Here is an 18,699-nt window from a genome sequence, read left to right on the forward strand (position 1 = left end):
TGGTGCTCCTGGTGATGGCTCGGCGGGGCTGGATCTCGTAGACGACGCCACACGGCGCGCGACGCTTACCGAGGCCGATATGCCTGTGCCAGTCGCTGCAGCTGGGGCAGCGCACGGCGGTTTCGATACGGCCTCGGGTGACGACTACGACGGGCCGAGCCACCAGCGGTGCGCCGGACGTATTCACGTTCCGGCGCCGACTGGTCGCCGATACAATCGGCGCTGAGGAAGTCGGCGTTGAAGTCGTCGCGAGGGGCCCGGTGGCGCGGGCCCTTTCTCGTTCCTGCACGTCTGTGTCCTTCGCGAGTGGTGCGAGGCGGTGCGGGTGCCTGTGCGGAGGTCGTCCTCGCGAGGGATGTGGAGTTGTGCCACGCCCTTGAGCGCGGCCGGGGTTCCTATGCGCTGCCTCGGTGCTGCAGGAGTTCGAGTTCGGCGAGCACGTTGTGCAGGGCGCTTGCGCAGACGCCGTCGATCTCGGTGTCCCCTCCGATGGGTGCCGCACCGGCGACGGCGTCGTGCAGGACGTCGACGTCGAACTCCTCGAGGTGCGTCACGCCGGACGTGGCGTCGCGGTCGAGGCGAGCGGCCCGCTCTTCGTCGTGAAGGCGGATCACGTAGGCGGTGAACAGCTCCTCGAGGGCGCGCACCTTCTGTACGTCGGTCAGCTGCGGCCAGACCTCGTGCGCGATGCGGGCGATGTCGAAGCCGCCGGGGTGTTCGCGGTGCAGCCTGGCGCGGGCTTCCTGAGTAGCGCCGTGCAGGGTGCTGGTCGTGGAGATAGCGGAGACGATGTCGTCGAATCCTTCGGCGTGGTCCATAGTGGGGACGTCCGTTCTTTTCGTTGGAGCCCCGGTCGCTGGCGAGCGATGAGCCGGGGCTTCGGCGTGTGCGGGATGGATGGGCCCCTGTCGGTTCGGTGCTGGAACACCGGTCCTGACGGGGGCCGCTTTCATGCGACGTCGACCCGGTTGTCCTCGAGGTAGGCGTCGAGGTCTTCCCACCTGGCGCGGAGGTGACGGCCGACCCGGCTCATTCGCGGGCCACCGCCTCGCGAGGACCACTGGTAAACGGTGCCGATCGGAACGCCGAGGTACTCGGCGATCTCCTTCGGCGTAGCCAATGGTCGACGCGGCAGACTGCTTTGGGACACGGGTCCCCCCTGTCGAATGCAGGATGCGTTGACATCACCCATGATGCCAAAGTTTGCCAGCGATCGTCAAATGTGCGATGCGTTGGCATCATGGGGAATGGCAAGAGAGGATGTGCGTGTGAAGATTGAGGAAGTCATTGGGCTGCAGGTCAGCCGCTTGCGCAAGAGCGCTGGAATGTCGCAGGCGCAGTTGGCGGACGAGCTGGCGCCCCGTCTCGAGAAGCCTTGGAGTCGGCAGGCGGTGAACATGGCGGAGCGAGGGAGGAGGGCTCTGTCGGCCGCTGAGCTCGCTGCGTTGGCGCTTGCTCTCGGCACGGACTTGGTCACGCTGTTCACTCCGTGGCCCGGCGACACCGAGACCGTGGAGCTGCAGAACGGATCGATCAGCGTCGACGACTACCGCTCGCTGATCCAGCGGGAGGCGGCGCCGGCAAGCAACGAACTTCTCCAGGCCGTTTCGCTCGTCAACGAGTCGCTGGCCGCCTCTGGGGCGGCACTTGAGCACCTACAGCGGACCGTGCGCCCCAAGGCGGGGGAGGGGTAGCCCCATGGCCGAGGTGTACGACAGGTGGCATCTGAGCCGGCCGCGCAAGGGAGCCGAGCCCTGTGCCGAGCACTCCAGCAAGACGCGCACGCTCGTACCCAGCGCGGAGCATGGGCAGGGCAAGCGCTGGCAGGTGCGCTACCGCGACGCCGACGGCGAGCAGCGCAAAGAGAACTTCGAGAAGAAGGCTGCCGCCGATGCCCGGTCCGCGGAGGTCGAGACCGATCTGAACCGGGGGCAGCACATCGACCGCGCTGCCGGTCGCGAGACGTTCCGTGCCCGCGCCGAGGACTGGCGCACCTCAGCCATCCACCGTCCGCGCACCGAGGGCCGGATTGAGCGGACGCTGCGCCTGCACCTGTACCCGACGTTCGGCAGCCGCGGCATAGCCAGCGTCAAGCGCAGCGAGGTTCAGACCTGGGTGAAATCGCAGGCATCCCGTTACGAGCCGTCGACTGTGGCGTCCCATTTCGAGGTGCTCGGCACCGTGATGCGCATGGCGGTCATCGACGGTGTGATCCGGGTGAACCCGTGCGAGGGCGTGAAGCTCCCCGAGAAGCGCTCCAACCTCGTCATCTCGCACCCGCTCGCCGTCCAGGCCCTCATCGAGGCCGCGCCCGCCCGCTACCGCGCGCTCGTGCGCCTCGCGGCCTCCAGTGGCCTGCGCCAGGGCGAGCTGTTCGGACTGGAGGAGGGTCTGGACTTCCTTCGACGGAAGGTTGAGGTGAGCCAGCAGCTCGTTACGCCTGACAAGGGTGCGCAGCACCTCGGTCCGCTGAAGACGCCGGAGTCCTACCGCGAGGTGCCGCTCGCGCTGTCCGCGGTCAGTGCTGTGTCCCTGCACATGGCCGAGTTCCCGCCCGTGCCAGTGGAGATCGAGGATCGGACGGACCCGCTCAACGTCAAGACTCGTGTGGCACGGCTGGTTTTCGCCGACGACAACGGCCGACCTATCCGGCGATCGACCTGGTCGCGCGTCTGGAAGGTCATCAGGGACACCGCGAACAAGGCGCTCAGCGAGCGGCACGCCGAGGCGCACGCGAGGTGGCAGCGCGTCGGCAAGCCCCAGGGTGCCGAGCCTGAGCGCGTACAAGTCCCGGAGAAGTGCACGCTGCACAGCCTCCGGGACTTCTACGCCTCGTGCTTGATCAAGAAGAACGAGAACGTCAAGACCGTTCAGGTACGCCTCGGCCACTCGAAGCCGAGTATCACGCTCGACAAGTACACGGGCCTCTGGCCGACGGGCGAGGACACCACGGCGGACGCTATCGAGTCGGTTCTGGGAGAGATTCCTCAGGGGCCGGTTTCTGAGCCGAGTGCCCTGATTGTGCCCTCAGGAGTCGCCACATGAACCCCACACCTACGGTGACCAGCAAGAACAGCACGGTGAACCACTGGAAGTACCAGTGCCCGCCGGCCGGGTCGTACACCGCGGCCCGTGGCCAGGCCAGGTTGACGGTCATGAACAGGCCGTACAGCAGGGCGAGGGCGTTGACCGGGATGCCCCAGCGGCCGAGGGAGAACAGGGGGCGGCCCTGCTCGTCGGTGCCGCCGGCCGGGTGGTCGCCGCGCAGGCGGCGCAGCAGCATGGGGCCGGTGACCATGGCGTAGGCGAGGTAGAGCATCACGATGCAGGTGGTGCCGATGGCCAGGAACGCCTCCGGGGAGCCGAAGTTGAGCAGCAGCAGGGCGGCCGCGAGGACGCCGACCACCAGGGCGGGCGCTACGGGCATGCCGGTGCGCGGGTTGACCTTCGCGAGGTGACCGGCGAAGGGCAGCTGGCCGTCGCGGGCCATGGAGAACAGCATCCGGCAGGCCGACGTCTGGATGGCCAGGGTCGCCACGGTGATCGCCACCACCACGTCGACGAGCAGGGCCCGCCCGACGCCGTCGCCGAGGCTGCTGGTGAGGACGTAGCTCATGCCCTCGACCCCGAGCCGGCCGTCGGTGAGGCTGGGCGCGGCCAGCAGACCGCCGAGGATGATCAGCCCGCCGAGCAGGCCGGCCGCGCCGAGCGCGGTGAGGATCGTACGGGGCGCGGTACGCCGCGGCTGGCGGGTCTCCTCGCTCATCTCGCCCGCGCTGTCGAACCCGATCATCACGTACGCCGCCGTGAACGAGCCCACCAGCAGCGCCCCCACCAGACCCGACTCGGCCGCGGTTCCGGTCTCGAAGGTGATGCCGGGGGAGCGCTCGGAGTGGGTGAACAGCAGGACGATGATGAGGACGGCGCCGATGATCTCGGCGGTGACGCCGACGCGGTTGACCAGTGACAGCACTCGGTTGTCGAGGACGTTCACGAAGGTCGTCAGGGCCAGCAGGAGCACACCGAAGAGCGCCGCGTTGGCCGCGCCGCTCGCCGAGGTGGGTGCCGGATCGTCGCCGATCAGCTGGAAGCCGGACCAGATGGCGGGCAGGACCACCTGCAGCGCGAGCGCCGCCGCGGCGACCACCACGATCTGCCCGATCACCATGATCCAGCCCGCGAACCAGCCGAAGGTGAGGTTCGACAGGCGCGACGACCACTGATAGATCGCGCCCGAGATCGGATAGCGCGCCGCCAGCTCCGCGAAGCAGGCGGCCACCAGCAACTGCCCGATCAGCACCGCCGGCCAGGCCCAGAAGAAGACGGGGCCGCCGAACGCGTACCCGAACGCGAAGAACTGGAAGACGGTCGTCAGTACGGAGATGAAGGAGAACCCGGCCGCGAACGAGGCGTATTCACCGAGGCTGCGGTGCAGCTCCTGGCGGTAGCCGAACGCGGCGAGGCCGCGGTCGTCGGAGGGCTCCGGGGGATCGGGACGTACGTCGGAGGGAGTTCCTGAGGGGGAGGCCACGGCGGCACCTGCCTTCGGCGGGGAAGGGGCGGAGTTCCTGTCGGGTGACAGAAATTAGGGAGAGCCTGTTTCGGGTGCGTCACGTCGGCATGTCCACGACGAGCCCACTTACTCACGCCCTTGCCTTGCGCACAAAATCGCGATACATCGTGTGTTGACGAGCCTCGCTGGATCGCGATATGTTCGTCCACGGATATTCGGAAGCGAGGTGGTCACCATGGCGAGGAAGCGCCGCAAGCTCAGCAACCCGTTGGCGCTCGCCGTGATGACGACCCTCTGGCAGAAGCCGATGCATCCGTACGAGATCGCCCAGACCCTGCGCAGCCAGGGCAAGGACGCCAGTACGAAGACCAATTACGGCTCGCTCTACACGGTCGTGCAGAACCTCGAGAAGCACGGCTTCGTCGAAGTGACCGGTGTGGAACGCCAGGGCAACCGCCCCGAGCGCACGGTGTACGGGCTCACCGAGGCCGGGCGCGAGGAGATGGCCGAGTGGCTGTCCGACCTGCTCGCCATCCCGGCGAAGGAGTACCCGATCTTCGAGACGGCGCTCTCGCTGATGGCGGCGCTGCCTCCCGACGAGGTGGTGCGGCTGCTGGAGATGCGACTGAGCTCGCTGGAGGTGCAGGTGGCGAGTGGCCGGGGCGCGCTCGAGAAGCTCTACGAGACGCTGCCGAGGCTCTTCCTCGTCGAGGTCGAGTACCAACTGCACATGGTCGAGGCGCAGGCCGAGTGGGTCCGCGGCTTCCTCGACGAGATCAGGAAGGGCTCGCTGCCCGGAGTCGAAGAGTGGCGGCACTACCACGAAACGGGGGAGTGGCCACCGGAGTCGACGTAAGGACGTGTTCACGTAAGGACGTAATGAAAAGGACCCCGGCCGGGCTGTTGCAGCAGCCCCGCCAGGGTCACGAACCCCGAACCGACTCCGCCGTGGGGCGCAGCCAGGCCATCGAGGTGCGGCACACCCAGGATAGCCCGGCGCTCTTCACACGGATCAGTCGTCAGTCCGCGTTCGCGGATTCCCGTACATCCGCTCATTCAGGAGAGCTGTCGTGATGAGTAGCCCTACCCGCGCGCCCGCAGTGGAGGCGCGCGAGCTGATCAAGACCTACCCCGGTGACGTCACCGCCCTGCGTGGCATGGACCTCACCGTCGAGCCCGGCACCGTCTTCGGCCTGCTCGGGCCCAACGGTGCCGGCAAGTCCACCACCGTCAAGATCCTCACCACCCTGGCCCGCCCCGACTCGGGCACGGCCACCGTCGCCGGGCACGATGTGCTGCGCCACCCGGACCGGGTGCGCCGCGCGATCGGAGTGGTCGCCCAGAGCTCCGGCGCCGACCCGGTCGCCACCGGCCGCGAGAACCTCCAACTCCAGGGCAGGCTCTACGGCTTGAAGGGCGCCGAGCTGGGCCGCCGCGTGGACGAGCTGCTGGAGCGCTTCAACCTCGCCGACGCCGCCCGCCGCCCGGTCAAGGGCTACTCCGGCGGTATGCGACGCCGCCTCGATGTCGCCCTCGGCCTGGTGCACCGGCCCGAGGTGCTCTTCCTCGACGAGCCCACCACCGGTCTCGACCCGGAGGCCCGCGCCGCGATGTGGGACGAGATCGCCCGCCTCGCCGGCGACGAGGGCCTGACCATCCTGCTCACCACCCACTACCTCGAAGAGGCCGACCGGCTCGCCGAGCGCATCGCGATCGTCGACCGCGGCCGGATCGTCGTGGAGGGCACCCCGCACTCCCTCAAGGGCGAACTCCGCGGCGACGCCGTCCACTTGGAGCTGCGCGCCGAGGTCGGCGAAGCCGGTCGTACGTTGCTGAAGGGCGCCCTCGGCGGTCTGCCGGGCGTGCACGAGGTGCTGGCCGACGGGCACCGCATCAGCGTCCGCGCCGACGACGGGGCAGCGACGATGCCCGCACTGCTGGGGGCACTCGAACGCGCCGGGGTCGGCGTCGCCGCCGCGACGGTCGCGCGGCCCTCCCTCGACGACGTCTATCTGCGGTACGCGGGCCGCCGTTACTCCGAGGCCGACAGCACCGGTGACCTTCTCGTGGCCGGAGGTGTGCGATGAGCGCGGCGGTCTCCCAGACCTGGTACATGACCCAGCGCCAGCTGATGGTGCTCGCACGCCAGCCCGCGTACGCGGTCATCACGCTCATCCAGCCGGTGATCTGGCTGTTCCTGTTCGGCGGCCTCTTCAAGAAGGTCGTGGAACTGGGCGGCTTCGGCACCACCTCGTACCTGGACTACCTGGTGCCGGGCGTGGTCGTGATGAGCGCGCTCAGCTCCAACATGTGGGCGGGCATGGGCACATTGGAGGAGATCCAGCGCGGCACGCTCGACCGCTTCCTGATCACGCCGGTCAGCCGGGCCGCGCTGATGAACGGGAACGTCGTCTACAACGGCCTGGTCACCGCCCTGCAGTCGGTCATCATCGTGCTGCTCGGTCTGCTGGGCGGTGCCGACTACCCGGGCGGTATCGGCGGCGTCGCCGTCCTGGTGCTCGCCTCCGTGCTGCTGGGCACGGTCTTCGGGGCGCTGTCCAACGCGCTCGGCATGCTGGTGCGGGAGCGGGAGTCGATCATCGGCATCAACACCTTCCTGCTGCTGCCGCTGACCTTCCTGTCCAGCGCCTTCATGGCGCCGTCCCAGATGCCGGGCTGGATGCGGCACATCGCCGACTTCAACCCGCTCGACTGGGCGATGGTGGCGGGCCGTTCGGCCCTGTCGGACCACCCCGACTGGGGCGACGTACTCAGCCGCGGCGGCGCGCTGCTGGCCCTGGCGGTCGCGGCGGTGTGGCTGTCGATCCGGACGTTCCGGTCCTATCAGCGGTCGGTCTGAGACCGCGAAAAGCGGCCCGCGCATTCAACGCGCGGGCCGCCCTGGTCCGTTGTCACGCGGCCGGCGCCGCACCCTCCTGCTCCGCCTCGATGCGCGCGTTCCACTCCCGCTTGGCCGCCTGCCAGCCGTCCTCGTTGTGGCCGAGCCGCCAGTAGCCGGAGATCGAGAGGTCCTCGCGCGGGATCTGCCGCTCGACCCGCAGCAGGGCGCGCAGCTCCTTCACGAAGGCCGCCTCGCCGTGCACGAACGCGTGCACCCGGCCCTCGGGGAACTCCAGCGCCCGTACGGCCTCCACCAGCGCCTCGCCGACGGGCCGGTCCCCGCGGTGCAGCCAGACGATCTCCACGTCGGAGTCGACCTTCTGCTCCTCCTCGGGGCCGGAGACCTCGACGAAGGCGAAGGTCCTGGCGCCGGCGGGCAGTTCCTCCAGGGAGCGGGCGATGGCGGGCAGCGCGCTCTCGTCACCGGCGAGCAGATGCCAGTCGGCGCTCGGGTCGGGCGCGTAGGCGCCGCCGGGGCCCATGAACCGCACGGTCTCACCGGGCTGCACCCGCATCGCCCAGGGCCCGGCCAGCCCTTCGTCGCCGTGGATGACGAAGTCCAGCGTCAGCTCGCGGTGCTCCGCGTTCCAGTGCCGCACGGTGTACGTCCGGGTCACCGGCCACTGCTCGCGGGGGAACTCGGCCCGGATCTGCTCCAGGTCGAAGGGTTCCGGGTAGGTCGCGCCGCCGGTCGGGAACAGGAGTTTCACATAGTGGTCGGTGCAGGTGTCCGCCGCGAAGTCGGCGAGCCCCTCGCCGCCGAGAACGACTCGCTGCATATGGGGGGTCAGCCGTTCGGTACGCACGACCTCTGCGGCGTGGGGCTTCCGCGGCTTGCGGGCCGGACGTTCTGCCATGGCGGCCTCCCTGTTCCCTTAGCTTAGGTTTACCTAAGTTAGCACTTCCCCCCAGTTAACACCTCGCGCGTGAACAATTTCTGCGTGCTTCACGCCGATATGGCACGCATCACATGACGGTGCCTGTCATGTATCAAGTGTCGTCAACAGCCGCTGCAGCGATCCGCCCAGACCCCAGCGGGCCGCGAGCTTCTCCAGCGCCGCCGGGTCGCGCGGCGTACGCGGCAGGGTCGTGTCCACGTCCGGCAGCGGGACGTCGTCCGCGACCTTCACGACCGTCGGCGCCACCGCGACGTACGGCCGCGACTCGTCGAGCCGTTTGCGCTGGGACGGGGTGAGCTTTGCCTTCGGGTCGTCGACCGCGGCCATGATCCCGGCCAGGTCCCCGAACTCGGTGAGCAGCTTGGCCGCCGTCTTCTCGCCGATGCCGGGCACGCCGGGCAGGCCGTCGCTCGGGTCCCCGCGCAGCGTCGCCAGATCCGCGTACCCCCTCCCGTCGACGCCATACTTCTCGCGCAGCCATGCCTCGTCGGTTCGCTGGAGCGTGCCGACGCCCTTGAGGGGATACAGCACCCGCACCCCGCGCGCGTCGTCCACCAGCTGGTACAGATCGCGGTCGCCGGTGACGATGTCGACCGGGCCGGTGGCGCGGGCGGTGAACGTGCCGATCACGTCGTCCGCCTCGTACCCCTCGACGCCCACGCGCGCGATACCGAGCGCGTCCAGGACGTCCTCGATGACGGGCACCTGTGGCGAGAGCGTGTCGGGCACGACCTCCTCGTCGGGGCCGACCTCATGCTCCTCGGCCACCCGGTGCGCCTTGTACGAGGGGATCAGGTCGACCCGCCACTGCGGCCGCCAGTCGGCGTCCATGCACGCCACCAGGGCGTCCGGACGGTGGTCCTTGACCAGTCGGTCGATGAACTCCAGCAGCCCGCGCACGGCGTTCACCGGCGTGCCGTCCGGGGCCTTCACGGAGTCCGGAACGCCGAAATAGGCGCGGAAATACAGCGAGGCGGTGTCGAGGAGCATCAGTCGTCCCATCACGGCTCGCCATCATGCCGTACGACACCGACAGTCACCCGGATGCGTCACCCGTATGCCCAGCTCATTGAGTCAACGACGCATAAGTAAAGGCCTTGTGAACTGGGCCACTGAGGCGTTTGACCTGCCATGGCGCGGGCAGGCGCCGCCTCGGAGCGATGCCGTTGCGTATTTCAACTTTTTGCGCGGCGCCGCCCGTTTCCTGACCCCGAGCAGAGAGAAACGCGTGTCATCAACCCTTGAGGCAGAGCATCTGTACAAGGTGTTCGGCAGACGACCGGACCAAGCAGTCGACCGGCTCCGGCAAGGTGCCGACCGGGACGAACTGCGGACCGACGGCACCACCGCCGCCGTGATCGACGCGTCCTTCACCGTGGAACCCGGACAGATATTCGTGGTGATGGGCCTGTCGGGTTCAGGCAAGTCCACGTTGCTGCGCATGCTCAACGGGCTCCTGGAGCCGACTGCGGGACAGGTCCGGTTCGACGGACAGGACCTGACCGCTCTCGGCGCCCGGGAACTGCGTGAGGTCCGCGCGAAGAAGATCAGCATGGTGTTCCAGCACTTCGCGCTGTTCCCGCACCGCAGTGTCCTGGAGAACGCCGCCTACGGACTCGCCGTACAAGGAGTGCCCCGCGCCGAGCGGGAGAAGCGCGCCACCGAGGCGCTGGAGATGTGCGGCCTGGCCGGCTGGGAGAAGTCCTGGCCCGACGAGCTGTCCGGCGGTATGCAGCAGCGCGTGGGCCTGGCCCGCGCCCTGGCCACGGACGCCGATCTGCTGCTGATGGACGAGTCGTTCAGCGCGCTCGACCCGCTGATCCGCCGCGACATGCAGGACCAGCTCCTGACGCTCCAGCAGCGCCTGAAGAAGACCATCGTCTTCATCACCCACGACCTCAACGAGGCCATGCGCCTGGGCGACCGCATCGCCGTCATGCGTGACGGCAGCATCGTCCAGATCGGCACCGCCGAGGACATCCTGGTGCGCCCCGCCGACGACTACGTCGCCTCCTTCACCAAGGACGTCGACCGCTCCCGCGTCCTGACCGCGTCCTCCGTCATGGACACGGAGCTGCGCGGCGACGAGGCCGACTGCCAGTGCGCGACGGCGACGCCCGAGACCCCGTTCGCCGAACTGTGCGCCATCAGCGCCCGGCTCTCCCACCCCGTCGCCGTGCTCGACGGGAAGGGCAAGCTGGTCGGCGTCGTACCGCGCCAGCGGCTCGTCGGCTTCCTCGGTGACGAGACCGGGGACCCCGCGCCGTGCGACTCCCCGCGCGACAAGGGCGGAGAGAAGGTGACGGCCCGTGCCTAGGATCGAATTCGGCTCTTGGGTCAACGACGCGGTCGACTGGCTCACCACCCACCTGGGATGGCTCTTCGACTTCCTCGAAGAAGTCTTCCGCGGCGCCTACGAAGGCGTCGACTCCGTGCTGCAGGCCCCCGAGCCGCTGCTCCTCGCGGGCATCTTCGCGGTGATCGCCTTCTGGCTGCGCGGCACGCTCGCCGGCGTCCTCACCTTCGCGGGATTCGCCTTCATCATCTCCCTGGAGTTGTGGGAGAACGCGATGATGACCCTGTCACTCGTTTTCGTCGCCACCGTGATCGCGCTCGTCATCTCGGTGCCCGTGGGCATCTGGGCGGCCCGCTCGAACCGGGTCAGCGCGGTCGTACGGCCCGCGCTGGACCTGATGCAGACGCTGCCGGCGATGGTCTACCTCATCCCGGCGATCCTCTTCTTCGGCAGCGGCGCCGCCGCGGGCATCGTCGCCACCCTGATCTTCGCGCTCGCCCCCGGCGTGCGCATGACCGAGCTGGGCCTGCGCCAGGTCGACAAGGAACTGGTCGAGGCCGCCGAGGCGTTCGGCACCACCCCGCGCGACACCCTGATGCGCGTCCAGTTCCCGCTGGCGCTGCCCACCGTCATGGCGGGCGTGAACCAGGTCATCATGCTCGGCCTGTCCATGGCCGCGATCGCCGGCATGGTCGGCGCCGACGGCCTCGGCGGTGACGTGAACGAGGCCATCGGCCAGCTCAACGTCGGCCTGGGCGCCGAAGCGGGCATCGCCATCGTGATCCTCGCGATCTACCTCGACCGCATGACCAGCGCACTGGGCACCCAGGTCTCGCCGCTCGGCCGCCGCGCCGCCGCCCGGCTGCGCGCCGCGCAGGGTCTGAAGATCTGGTCGTACCGTCCCCGCCCGGCCGTCGCCATGGTCGGCGTCGTCGTCCTCGCGCTCGTCGCGGGCGGCATGGGCGTCTTCGGCGGCGGCGACAAGACCGAACCGTTCGCCTCCGGCACGAACGTCGGCCAGGGCAAGAAGATCAGCATCGGCTACATCCCCTGGGACGAGGGCGTCGCCTCCACCTACCTCTGGAAGGAGGTGCTGGAGCAGCGCGGCTACGAGGTGGAGACCAAGCAGTTCGAGGCCGGACCGCTCTACACCTCGCTCTCCCAGGGCGACATCGACTTCCAGACCGACTCCTGGCTGCCGGTCACGCACGAGCAGTACTGGAAGAAGTACGGCAAGCAGCTGGAGGACCTGGGTTCCTGGTACGGCCCCACCTCCCTGGAGCTGAGCGTGCCCGCCTACATGAAGGGCGTCGACTCACTCGACGACCTCAAGGGCAAGGCCGCGGAGTTCGGCGGCAAGATCACCGGCATCGAGTCCAGCGCCGGCATGATGAGCCTGCTCAAGAGCAAGGTTCTCAAGGAGTACGGCCTCGACAAGGAGTACAAGGTCGTCGACAGCTCCACGCCGGCGATGCTGGCCCAGCTCAAGCGTGCCTACGACAAGCAGGAACCGATCGTCGTCACGCTCTGGTCGCCGCACTGGGCGTACAGCGACTACAAGCTGAAGAAGCTCAAGGACCCGAAGGGCGCCTGGGGCTCGGGCGACGGCGTGCACACCCTCGCGCGCAAGGGCTTCACCCAGGAGAACCCGGTCGTCGGCCAGTGGCTGAAGAACTTCAAGCTGACCGAGGAACAGCTCACCAGCCTGGAGTCGGAGATCAACAAGGCCGGCCAGGGCAAGCAGCAGCAGGCCGTACGCACCTGGCTGAAGTCCAACCCGGGTGTCGTCGACAAGATGGCCCCGGTGCAGAGCACCGCGAGCCCGGCCGAGGCGAAGCGTCCCCTGGACGTGGCCTGGTTCCCCTGGGACGAGGACATCGCCGTCACCTACCTCTGGAAGAACGTCCTGGAGCGGCGCGGCTACAAGCTGAACCTCAAGCAGATGGACGTCGGCCCGGTCTACACCGGCCTGGCCTCCGGCGACCTCGATCTCAACTTCGACGCCTGGCTGCCGTACGCCCAGTCCCAGTACTGGGAGAAGAGCAAGGACAAACTCCACGACCTGGGCACCTGGTACGAGCCGACGTCACTGGAAGTCGCCGTCCCCTCGTATGTGAAGGGCATCGACTCCCTCCAGGACCTCAAGGGCAAGGCCGACACCTTCGACGGGAAGATCATCGGCATCGAGCCCGGCACCGGGGAGATGAACCTCCTGAAGACGAAGGTCCTGCCCGGGTACGGCCTCGACAAGGAGTACAAGGTCGTCGACGGCTCCACGCCGGCGATGCTGGCCGAGCTCAAGCGGGCCTACGCCAAGCAGGAGCCGATCGCCGTCGTCCTGTGGTCGCCGCACTGGGCGTACAGCGAGTACAAGCTGACCAAGCTCGCCGACCCGGAGAAGTACTTCGGCGAGGGCAACACCATCCGCACCATCTCCAACCAGGACTTCCCCGAGCGGTACCCGCAGCTCACGAAGTGGATCAAGAACTTCAAGATGAGCGAGGACGAGCTCGGCACCCTGGAGCAGGAGATCAAGAACCGCGGACAGGGCCATGAGGAGGAGGCCGTCGCCGCCTGGCTCAAGGTGCACCCGGACATGGTGGACCGGATGACTCCGGCCGCCTGAGCGGTCTTGGGAAAGTCGAGTGCGGCCCCGACCTGGCGCGCGCCCCGGCACCTGACGGACCGGGGCGCGCGCCGTTCTCTGTCTCCGCCCACGAAAAGAATCCGGACAACCACACAGCGCCACGTCACCCGCCGAGCCCGGGAACACCCGGGACCGCGCGCGCATTGAACTGAACAGCACCCCATTCGTGCTGAACGAGGGTCAGGGCCCGGTCCATGGTCACCCGGCCCTCCTGGTCGGCCTCTTCGCCCCTAAGGAGGAATCCGCGCCCGGAGAATCCGCAGAGCTGATCTACTGGCGAGAACTGTGAGGTCGCCCGGCACTCTGTGTATCGGCGATGTGACAGGCGCATGAAACGGTTTGACGAACATGCGTAGGGTGCAGAGAACTCATCAGAAGGAGTGCGCCCGGACGGCGGTGCACCGGCAGCGGACCGACGAGCGAGGGCGAAGGAGGGAGCCGAAGCGATGGGCGACCACAAAGAACAACCGCTTCGCGTGGGCGCGGCCGTACGGCGGCGGCGCCGGGCGCTGGACCTCACGCTCGCCGTCGTGGCCGAGCGCAGCGGCCTGTCGGTCCCGTTCCTGAGCCAGGTCGAGAACGAACGCGCGCGCCCCAGCAGAAGCTCCCTGGAGAAGATGGCCGACGCCCTGCGCACCACCGCCGTCGAGCTCCTCGCCGCCGCCGACCCGGCGTGCAGCGTCGACGTCGTCCGCGCGGAGTGCGAACCGGGTCCGGAACCCAGCACGCGTTCCCTGGTGCGCGGTCACCACCAGATGCACGCCTCGGAGTTCACGGGCGACCATGACGCGGGCCGCGAATTCCAGTACCGCAACGACCAGTTGATGTACGTCGCCGACGGAGCGGTGGAGATCGAGGCGGAGGGCCGCGCCTACCGCCTGGGCCGTGGCGACACGTTGTACCTGACCGGCGGGGTGCGTCACCGCTGGCGCGCCACCGAGCCGGACACCCGGGTGGTCGTCGTCGCGGTGGCCGAGCACATCGAGGCCGTCCGGGACCGGCCGCGCCGGTGAGAGTCGTCTCTCTCGTCCCGTCGCTCACCGAGGCCGTCGCCCGGACGCTGCCGGGGACCCTCGTCGGCGTCACCGACTGGTGCACCCGTCCGGCGGACCTGGACGTGCCCCGCGTCGGCGGCACCAAGAACCCGGCGATCGGCCGGATCACCGCGCTCCGTCCCGACCTGGTCGTCGCCAACGAGGAGGAGAACCAGGCACCGGACCTCCAGGCCCTGCGTTCCCGAGGCATCGCCGTCCTGGTCACCGAAGTGCGGAGCGTGCCGCAGGCCTTCAGTGAGCTGGAGCGGACGCTGACCGCGTGCGGCGCGAAGAGCCGCCCCCGCTGGCTGGACGAGGCGGAGACGGCCTGGTCCGCACTCCCGGCCCCACAGGCCCGCACGACGGCGGTCGTCCCCATCTGGCGCCGCCCCTGGATGGTCCTGGGCCGGGACACCTTCGCGGGCGACGTACTGTCCCGCCTCGGCGTGGACAACCTGTACGCGACCCACCCCGAGCGCTACCCCCGCATCCCCGTGGCCGAACTGTGCGCGGCGGCCCCCGACTTGGTGGTGCTCCCGGACGAGCCGTACCGCTTCACGGCGGACGACGGCCCTCAGGCCTTCCCGGATCTGCCCTGCGCACTGGTCGACGGACGCCACCTCACCTGGTACGGCCCGTCGCTGACCGAGGCCCCACGAGTGCTGGCCGAGGCCCTGCGAGCAGCTCACCGCTGACCAGTCCGCGCGCCGTATGCAGGGCGGCCGTGCCCCAGGCGACGACCAGGACGACGTACAAGCCAATCGCAAGCCACTCGAAGGCGACGAGCCCGGTGTGCCGCGACAGTGCCTCCGCGCCGGTGACACACGTGCCGACCGGAAAGGTCAACGCCCACCAGGTCATGGCGAACCTCATCCCGTCCCGCCGGGCGCGCAGCACATGGGCGGTGGCGAAGACGAACCAGAGCAGGGCGAAGCCCATCACCGGCACGCCGTACAGAACGGCGAGGATCCCGAACCCGTCGCTGTACGGGGCGGGCACGACCCCGGGAGCCACGTCCGCGAAGTGGCCGACGGCGGTGGTGGACTGCCCGAGCGGCCCCAGTACGAGGAAGAGCGTGGGCGTGAGCACGAGCGGCAACGGCCCTCCGGTGATCAGCCGGCCGAAGACCAGCGGCAGCATGAGCAGCGTCGCCAGAAGACTGAGCCCGAACAACGCGAAGCAGCCGAGCAGCAGCGTCTCCTGAGCCTGCCCCGGCGGCAGATACGGCACGAGGAGCGGCCCGAGCGCGGCGGACACCATGGGCGCGACGAGGGGCAACAGCCATACGGGCGTGGCCTGATGGGGCTCCACCCGATGTCGTACGGCCATCAGGTACGGGACGGCGACGGCAGCCGCGAGCCCCACGACCGTACCGGCGGTGAACAGCACGGCATCGAGGGCGACCGCCGCGTCCGTCCCGATCCAGTCCCGTCCGACGGTGAGGGCACCGCCGCCGACGGCCAGCAGGGCCATGGCGAGGCAGCCGTAGAAGGGCGCGACGGCCGGGTCGAGGAGATGGGCGCGGGCCTGGTCGCGGTGGTGAACCCAATGGAGGGCCCGGGCGCAGAGCAGTGCGGCGAGCAGGAGGAAGGACAGGGCCCAGACGGCGGCACAGAGGGTGCGCAGGCCGGGGATGCCGGAGAGGGGAGCGGGCAGTGCGGCGCCGGCGGTGGCGACGATGGCGGTGCCCATGACGGTGGCGTACCAGTTGGGCCCGAGGTGACGGACAGCTGGGACGCGCAGGGGCCGTGCGGTGGCACGGGGGAGGAGCTGGGCTGCGGTGACCATGCAGTCACGGTCCCGTCGCGGAAGGTCGCCGACCAGAGGGCACGTGTCTATGAGGGCATAAACTGACCTTATGAGCAGCGCCACGGAAGAACCCCACCGCCCTCCGGCCCTCCTCGCCCACCGGGTGCCGGACCTGGGAGCCCTGGAGCTGCTGCTGGCGGTCGCACGGCTCGGCAGCCTCGGCGGGGCGGCCCGCGAAATGGGCATCACCCAGCCCGCGGCGAGCAGTCGTATCCGCTCGATGGAACGCCAGCTGGGCGTGGCGCTGGTGGACCGCTCCCCACGCGGCTCCCGCCTCACCGACGCCGGCGCACTGGTGACGGATTGGGCGCGCAGAATCGTCGAGGCGGCCGAGGCCTTCGATGCGGGGGCCCAGGCACTGCGAGACCGACGGGACTCACGCCTCAGGGTCGCGGCCAGCATGACGATCGCCGAATACCTCCTGCCGGGCTGGCTCCTGGCCCTGCGCGCCGCCCGCCCCGACACCGCGGTGTCCCTCCACGCGGGCAACTCGGCGGCGGTGGCACAACGCCTGCTCTCCGACGAGGCCGACCTGGGTTTCGTAGAAGGCCTGTCCGTCCCGACCGGCCTCGACTCGGTGGTCATAGCCCACGACCACCTGATCGTCGTCACGGCCCCCAACCACCCCTGGGCCCGCCGCCGAAGCCCCCTGGCGGCGGCCGAACTGGCGGCAACCCCCCTCATCCTCCGCGAGAAGGGCTCAGGCACCCGCCAGGTCCTCGACGCAGCCCTGGGCGGCCTCGCCAGACCCCTGATCGAACTCTCCTCCACCACAGCGGTAAAGGCAGCAGCGGTAAGCGGCGCGGGCCCCGCAGTCCTCAGCGAGCTGGCGGTGGGCGAGGAACTCTCGATGCGCCGACTGGTGCGCGTCCCCCTCGAGAAGGTCTCCCTGGCAAGAGACCTCCGAGCAGTCTGGCCAACGGGCCACCGCCCGACGGGCCCGGCGAGGGACTTGCTGTCGCTGACGCGAGGGTAGGCAAAATCAGCCCCTCCGGCGTTTGAGGAGCGGGGGTCCAGGGGCGGAGCCCCTGGAGGATGGGACGGGTAGGGGCGGCGGGGGCGAAAACCCGCCGGTCACGCTGCCGCCCGCACCAGCGCCCGCATGACCCGCAGATCCTCCCCCATCTCCGGATGCCACTGCACCCCCAACACCCACCCCGCGGAAGGAAGTTCCACCGCCTCCACGGTCCCGTCCACCGCATGCGCCGACGCCACGAGCCCGGCCCCCAGCCGGTCCACGGACTGATGGTGATACGTCGGCACGGCCGTCTCCTCCGGGACGACACCCGCGTACAACGTCCCCGGCACCGGCTTCACCGAGTGCCGCCCGAAGACGCCGACCACCTCCGCATGCCCGTCGAGATGCTGCACGAGCGTGCCACCGAGCGCGACGTTCAGCAGCTGCATGCCCCGGCAGATGCCCAGCAACGGCACGCGGGCCTCCAACGCGGCCTCGATCAGCGCGAGTTCCCAGGCGTCCCGCGCCCGCGCCGGCGGCCCGGTCCGGTCGTCGCGCTCGGCGCCGTACCGGACCGGCTCGACATCCGGCCCGCCCGCGATCACCAGCCCGTCGAGCCGCGCCACGGCCGACGCGGCGAGCGAAGGCTCGTCCGGCGGAAGCATCGCGGCCAGCCCGCCCGCCGCCTGCACGAGCCGCGGATACCCGGCGGGCAGCAGCGCGGCCTCCAGCTCCCACACGCCCCAGCGGGCCCCGGCCTCCAGATAGGTACTGATGCCGATCAACGGCCTGCCGGTCATACGTCCTCCCGCTCCCTTCAATGGATCGCGATCACACCATTGCCGTAACCATCCTCCAACCGCAAGCCCGCCCTCAGGTCAGGAACCCCCGCAACAGCGCCGCCGTCCCCCCGCAGTGCTCCCGCATCATCTCCCGCGCCCCGTCCGCGTCCCCGTCCAGCACCGCCTCGACGATCGCGATGTGCTGCCGCTGGGAGTGCTCGAGGTTGCGGACGAGGAGCGGGATGCAGTCCAGCAGGTCGTTCACCGTGGCCCGGACCGCCGCGTACTGCGCGGTCAGCGACGGTGAACCGCACAGCTCGGCCAGGGTGAGGTGGAGCAGTGTGTCCAGCCGGCGGTAGTCGGACAGTGGAGCGTCCTGCGTGCGAGCGAGAGCCTCGCGGAGCCGGGCGGTCTGCTCGTCGGTGAGGCCGTGCGCGGCGCACAGGCCGGCCGCGCCGACCTCCAGCACCTCGCGGAAGCGCAGCATGTCCTCGATGTCGACCTCGGCGACCCGCCGCCGCAGCTCGTCCTCGCCGCCGCCGTCCTTGCGGGGCAGCACGAAGGTTCCGCCGTACCGCCCGCGGCGGGACTCGACGAGCCCCTGGTCCTGGAGCACCTTGAGCACCTCGCGCAGCGTGACCCGGCTGATGCCGAGCCGCTCCGCCAGCTCCCGCTCGGCGGGCAGCCGCTCACCGCCGGGCACCAGGCCGAGGCGGACGACCTGGAGGATCTGCTCCAGCGCCTCCTCGAAGCCGTTGCCCGCGCGCACCGGCCGCAGCACCGGGGCCAGCCCGTCCTGCCGAGTGGTGCCGTCGGGATCGACCGACATATGGCCGTGCCCCCTTCCCAAGCAATGGTTC

The 18,699-nt window shown here is 69.6% G+C and carries 18 protein-coding genes; 10 read left to right on the forward strand and 8 right to left on the reverse strand.

Annotated elements, in window-relative coordinates; all coding sequences use genetic code 11:
• Positions 1-395 precede the first annotated feature (395 nt).
• Both ACTWQO_RS16920 and ACTWQO_RS16925 read right to left on the reverse strand, forming a co-directional pair.
• Entirely contained in the window at positions 396-818 is a 423-nt protein-coding gene (locus tag ACTWQO_RS16920) for a hypothetical protein (protein WP_443238144.1), read from the reverse strand.
• Between the two features lie 131 nt (positions 819-949).
• Positions 950-1,150 (reverse strand): helix-turn-helix domain-containing protein, encoded by a 201-nt coding sequence (locus ACTWQO_RS16925; protein WP_443238145.1) that lies wholly within the window; start codon positions 1,148-1,150, stop codon positions 950-952.
• Between the two features lie 118 nt (positions 1,151-1,268).
• On the opposite strand from ACTWQO_RS16925, the gene ACTWQO_RS16930 reads away from it, so the two are divergent.
• The gene (locus ACTWQO_RS16930; protein WP_443238146.1) at positions 1,269-1,694 is read left to right on the forward strand and encodes a helix-turn-helix domain-containing protein; all 426 of its coding nucleotides are present in this window, start codon (positions 1,269-1,271) and stop codon (positions 1,692-1,694) included.
• A 4-nt stretch (positions 1,695-1,698) separates the two neighbouring features.
• Positions 1,699-3,045, forward strand: coding sequence for a tyrosine-type recombinase/integrase (locus ACTWQO_RS16935; RefSeq protein ID WP_443238147.1), 1,347 nt, complete (start codon positions 1,699-1,701; stop codon positions 3,043-3,045).
• On the opposite strand, the gene ACTWQO_RS16940 is transcribed toward ACTWQO_RS16935, so the two are convergent.
• Entirely contained in the window at positions 2,960-4,531 is a 1,572-nt protein-coding gene (locus ACTWQO_RS16940) for an amino acid permease (RefSeq protein ID WP_443238148.1), read from the reverse strand. The two genes, ACTWQO_RS16935 and ACTWQO_RS16940, sit on opposite strands and share 86 nt — an antisense overlap.
• Positions 4,532-4,748: 217 nt before the next feature.
• Here ACTWQO_RS16940 and ACTWQO_RS16945 point away from each other — a divergent pair, with 217 nt between their 5' ends.
• The 3 genes from ACTWQO_RS16945 (at position 4,749) to ACTWQO_RS16955 (ending at position 7,373) form a co-directional block, all read left to right on the forward strand.
• Positions 4,749-5,369, forward strand: coding sequence for a PadR family transcriptional regulator (locus ACTWQO_RS16945; protein ID WP_443238149.1), 621 nt, complete (start codon positions 4,749-4,751; stop codon positions 5,367-5,369).
• A 217-nt stretch (positions 5,370-5,586) separates the two neighbouring features.
• Positions 5,587-6,600, forward strand: a complete 1,014-nt coding sequence (locus ACTWQO_RS16950) for an ATP-binding cassette domain-containing protein (RefSeq protein ID WP_443238150.1) — start codon at positions 5,587-5,589, stop codon at positions 6,598-6,600.
• The gene (locus ACTWQO_RS16955; protein ID WP_443238151.1) at positions 6,597-7,373 is read left to right on the forward strand and encodes an ABC transporter permease; all 777 of its coding nucleotides are present in this window, start codon (positions 6,597-6,599) and stop codon (positions 7,371-7,373) included. Before ACTWQO_RS16950 ends, ACTWQO_RS16955 begins: the two co-directional genes overlap by 4 nt.
• Before the next feature lie 52 nt (positions 7,374-7,425).
• Here ACTWQO_RS16955 and ACTWQO_RS16960 read toward each other — a convergent pair whose 3' ends face one another.
• Together ACTWQO_RS16960 and ACTWQO_RS16965 are read right to left on the reverse strand one after the other, a co-directional pair.
• Positions 7,426-8,271 (reverse strand): siderophore-interacting protein, encoded by an 846-nt coding sequence (locus tag ACTWQO_RS16960; protein ID WP_443238152.1) that lies wholly within the window; start codon positions 8,269-8,271, stop codon positions 7,426-7,428.
• A 126-nt stretch (positions 8,272-8,397) separates the two neighbouring features.
• The gene (locus ACTWQO_RS16965) at positions 8,398-9,315 is read right to left on the reverse strand and encodes a 5'-3' exonuclease (RefSeq protein ID WP_443238208.1); all 918 of its coding nucleotides are present in this window, start codon (positions 9,313-9,315) and stop codon (positions 8,398-8,400) included.
• Between the two features lie 226 nt (positions 9,316-9,541).
• Between ACTWQO_RS16965 and ACTWQO_RS16970 the strand changes: the two genes are divergently transcribed.
• The 4 genes from ACTWQO_RS16970 (at position 9,542) to ACTWQO_RS16985 (ending at position 14,985) form a co-directional block, all read left to right on the forward strand.
• On the forward strand, positions 9,542-10,630 hold the full coding sequence (locus ACTWQO_RS16970) for a quaternary amine ABC transporter ATP-binding protein (protein WP_443238153.1): 1,089 nt from the start codon (positions 9,542-9,544) through the stop codon (positions 10,628-10,630).
• A complete protein-coding gene (locus tag ACTWQO_RS16975; protein WP_443238154.1) occupies positions 10,623-13,235 on the forward strand; it encodes an ABC transporter permease/substrate binding protein in 2,613 nt (870 codons plus the stop codon). Before ACTWQO_RS16970 ends, ACTWQO_RS16975 begins: the two co-directional genes overlap by 8 nt.
• Before the next feature lie 467 nt (positions 13,236-13,702).
• Entirely contained in the window at positions 13,703-14,269 is a 567-nt protein-coding gene (locus ACTWQO_RS16980; RefSeq protein WP_443238155.1) for a helix-turn-helix domain-containing protein, read from the forward strand.
• The gene (locus ACTWQO_RS16985; protein ID WP_443238156.1) at positions 14,266-14,985 is read left to right on the forward strand and encodes a helical backbone metal receptor; all 720 of its coding nucleotides are present in this window, start codon (positions 14,266-14,268) and stop codon (positions 14,983-14,985) included. Before ACTWQO_RS16980 ends, ACTWQO_RS16985 begins: the two co-directional genes overlap by 4 nt.
• On the opposite strand, the gene ACTWQO_RS16990 is transcribed toward ACTWQO_RS16985, so the two are convergent.
• Entirely contained in the window at positions 14,912-16,078 is a 1,167-nt protein-coding gene (locus ACTWQO_RS16990) for a TDT family transporter (protein ID WP_443238157.1), read from the reverse strand. The genes ACTWQO_RS16985 and ACTWQO_RS16990 overlap by 74 nt on opposite strands.
• 70 nt (positions 16,079-16,148) lie before the next feature.
• On the opposite strand from ACTWQO_RS16990, the gene ACTWQO_RS16995 reads away from it, so the two are divergent.
• Entirely contained in the window at positions 16,149-17,075 is a 927-nt protein-coding gene (locus ACTWQO_RS16995) for a LysR family transcriptional regulator (RefSeq protein ID WP_443238158.1), read from the forward strand.
• A gap of 98 nt (positions 17,076-17,173) precedes the next feature.
• Here ACTWQO_RS16995 and ACTWQO_RS17000 read toward each other — a convergent pair whose 3' ends face one another.
• Both ACTWQO_RS17000 and ACTWQO_RS17005 read right to left on the reverse strand, forming a co-directional pair.
• The gene (locus ACTWQO_RS17000; protein WP_443238159.1) at positions 17,174-17,857 is read right to left on the reverse strand and encodes a gamma-glutamyl-gamma-aminobutyrate hydrolase family protein; all 684 of its coding nucleotides are present in this window, start codon (positions 17,855-17,857) and stop codon (positions 17,174-17,176) included.
• A 73-nt stretch (positions 17,858-17,930) separates the two neighbouring features.
• A complete protein-coding gene (locus ACTWQO_RS17005; protein ID WP_443238160.1) occupies positions 17,931-18,668 on the reverse strand; it encodes a FadR/GntR family transcriptional regulator in 738 nt (245 codons plus the stop codon).
• Positions 18,669-18,699: the final 31 nt, after the last annotated feature.

Origin of the sequence: Streptomyces sp. 4N124 (assembly GCF_052245395.1) — a bacterium.
Lineage (GTDB): Bacteria > Actinomycetota > Actinomycetes > Streptomycetales > Streptomycetaceae > Streptomyces.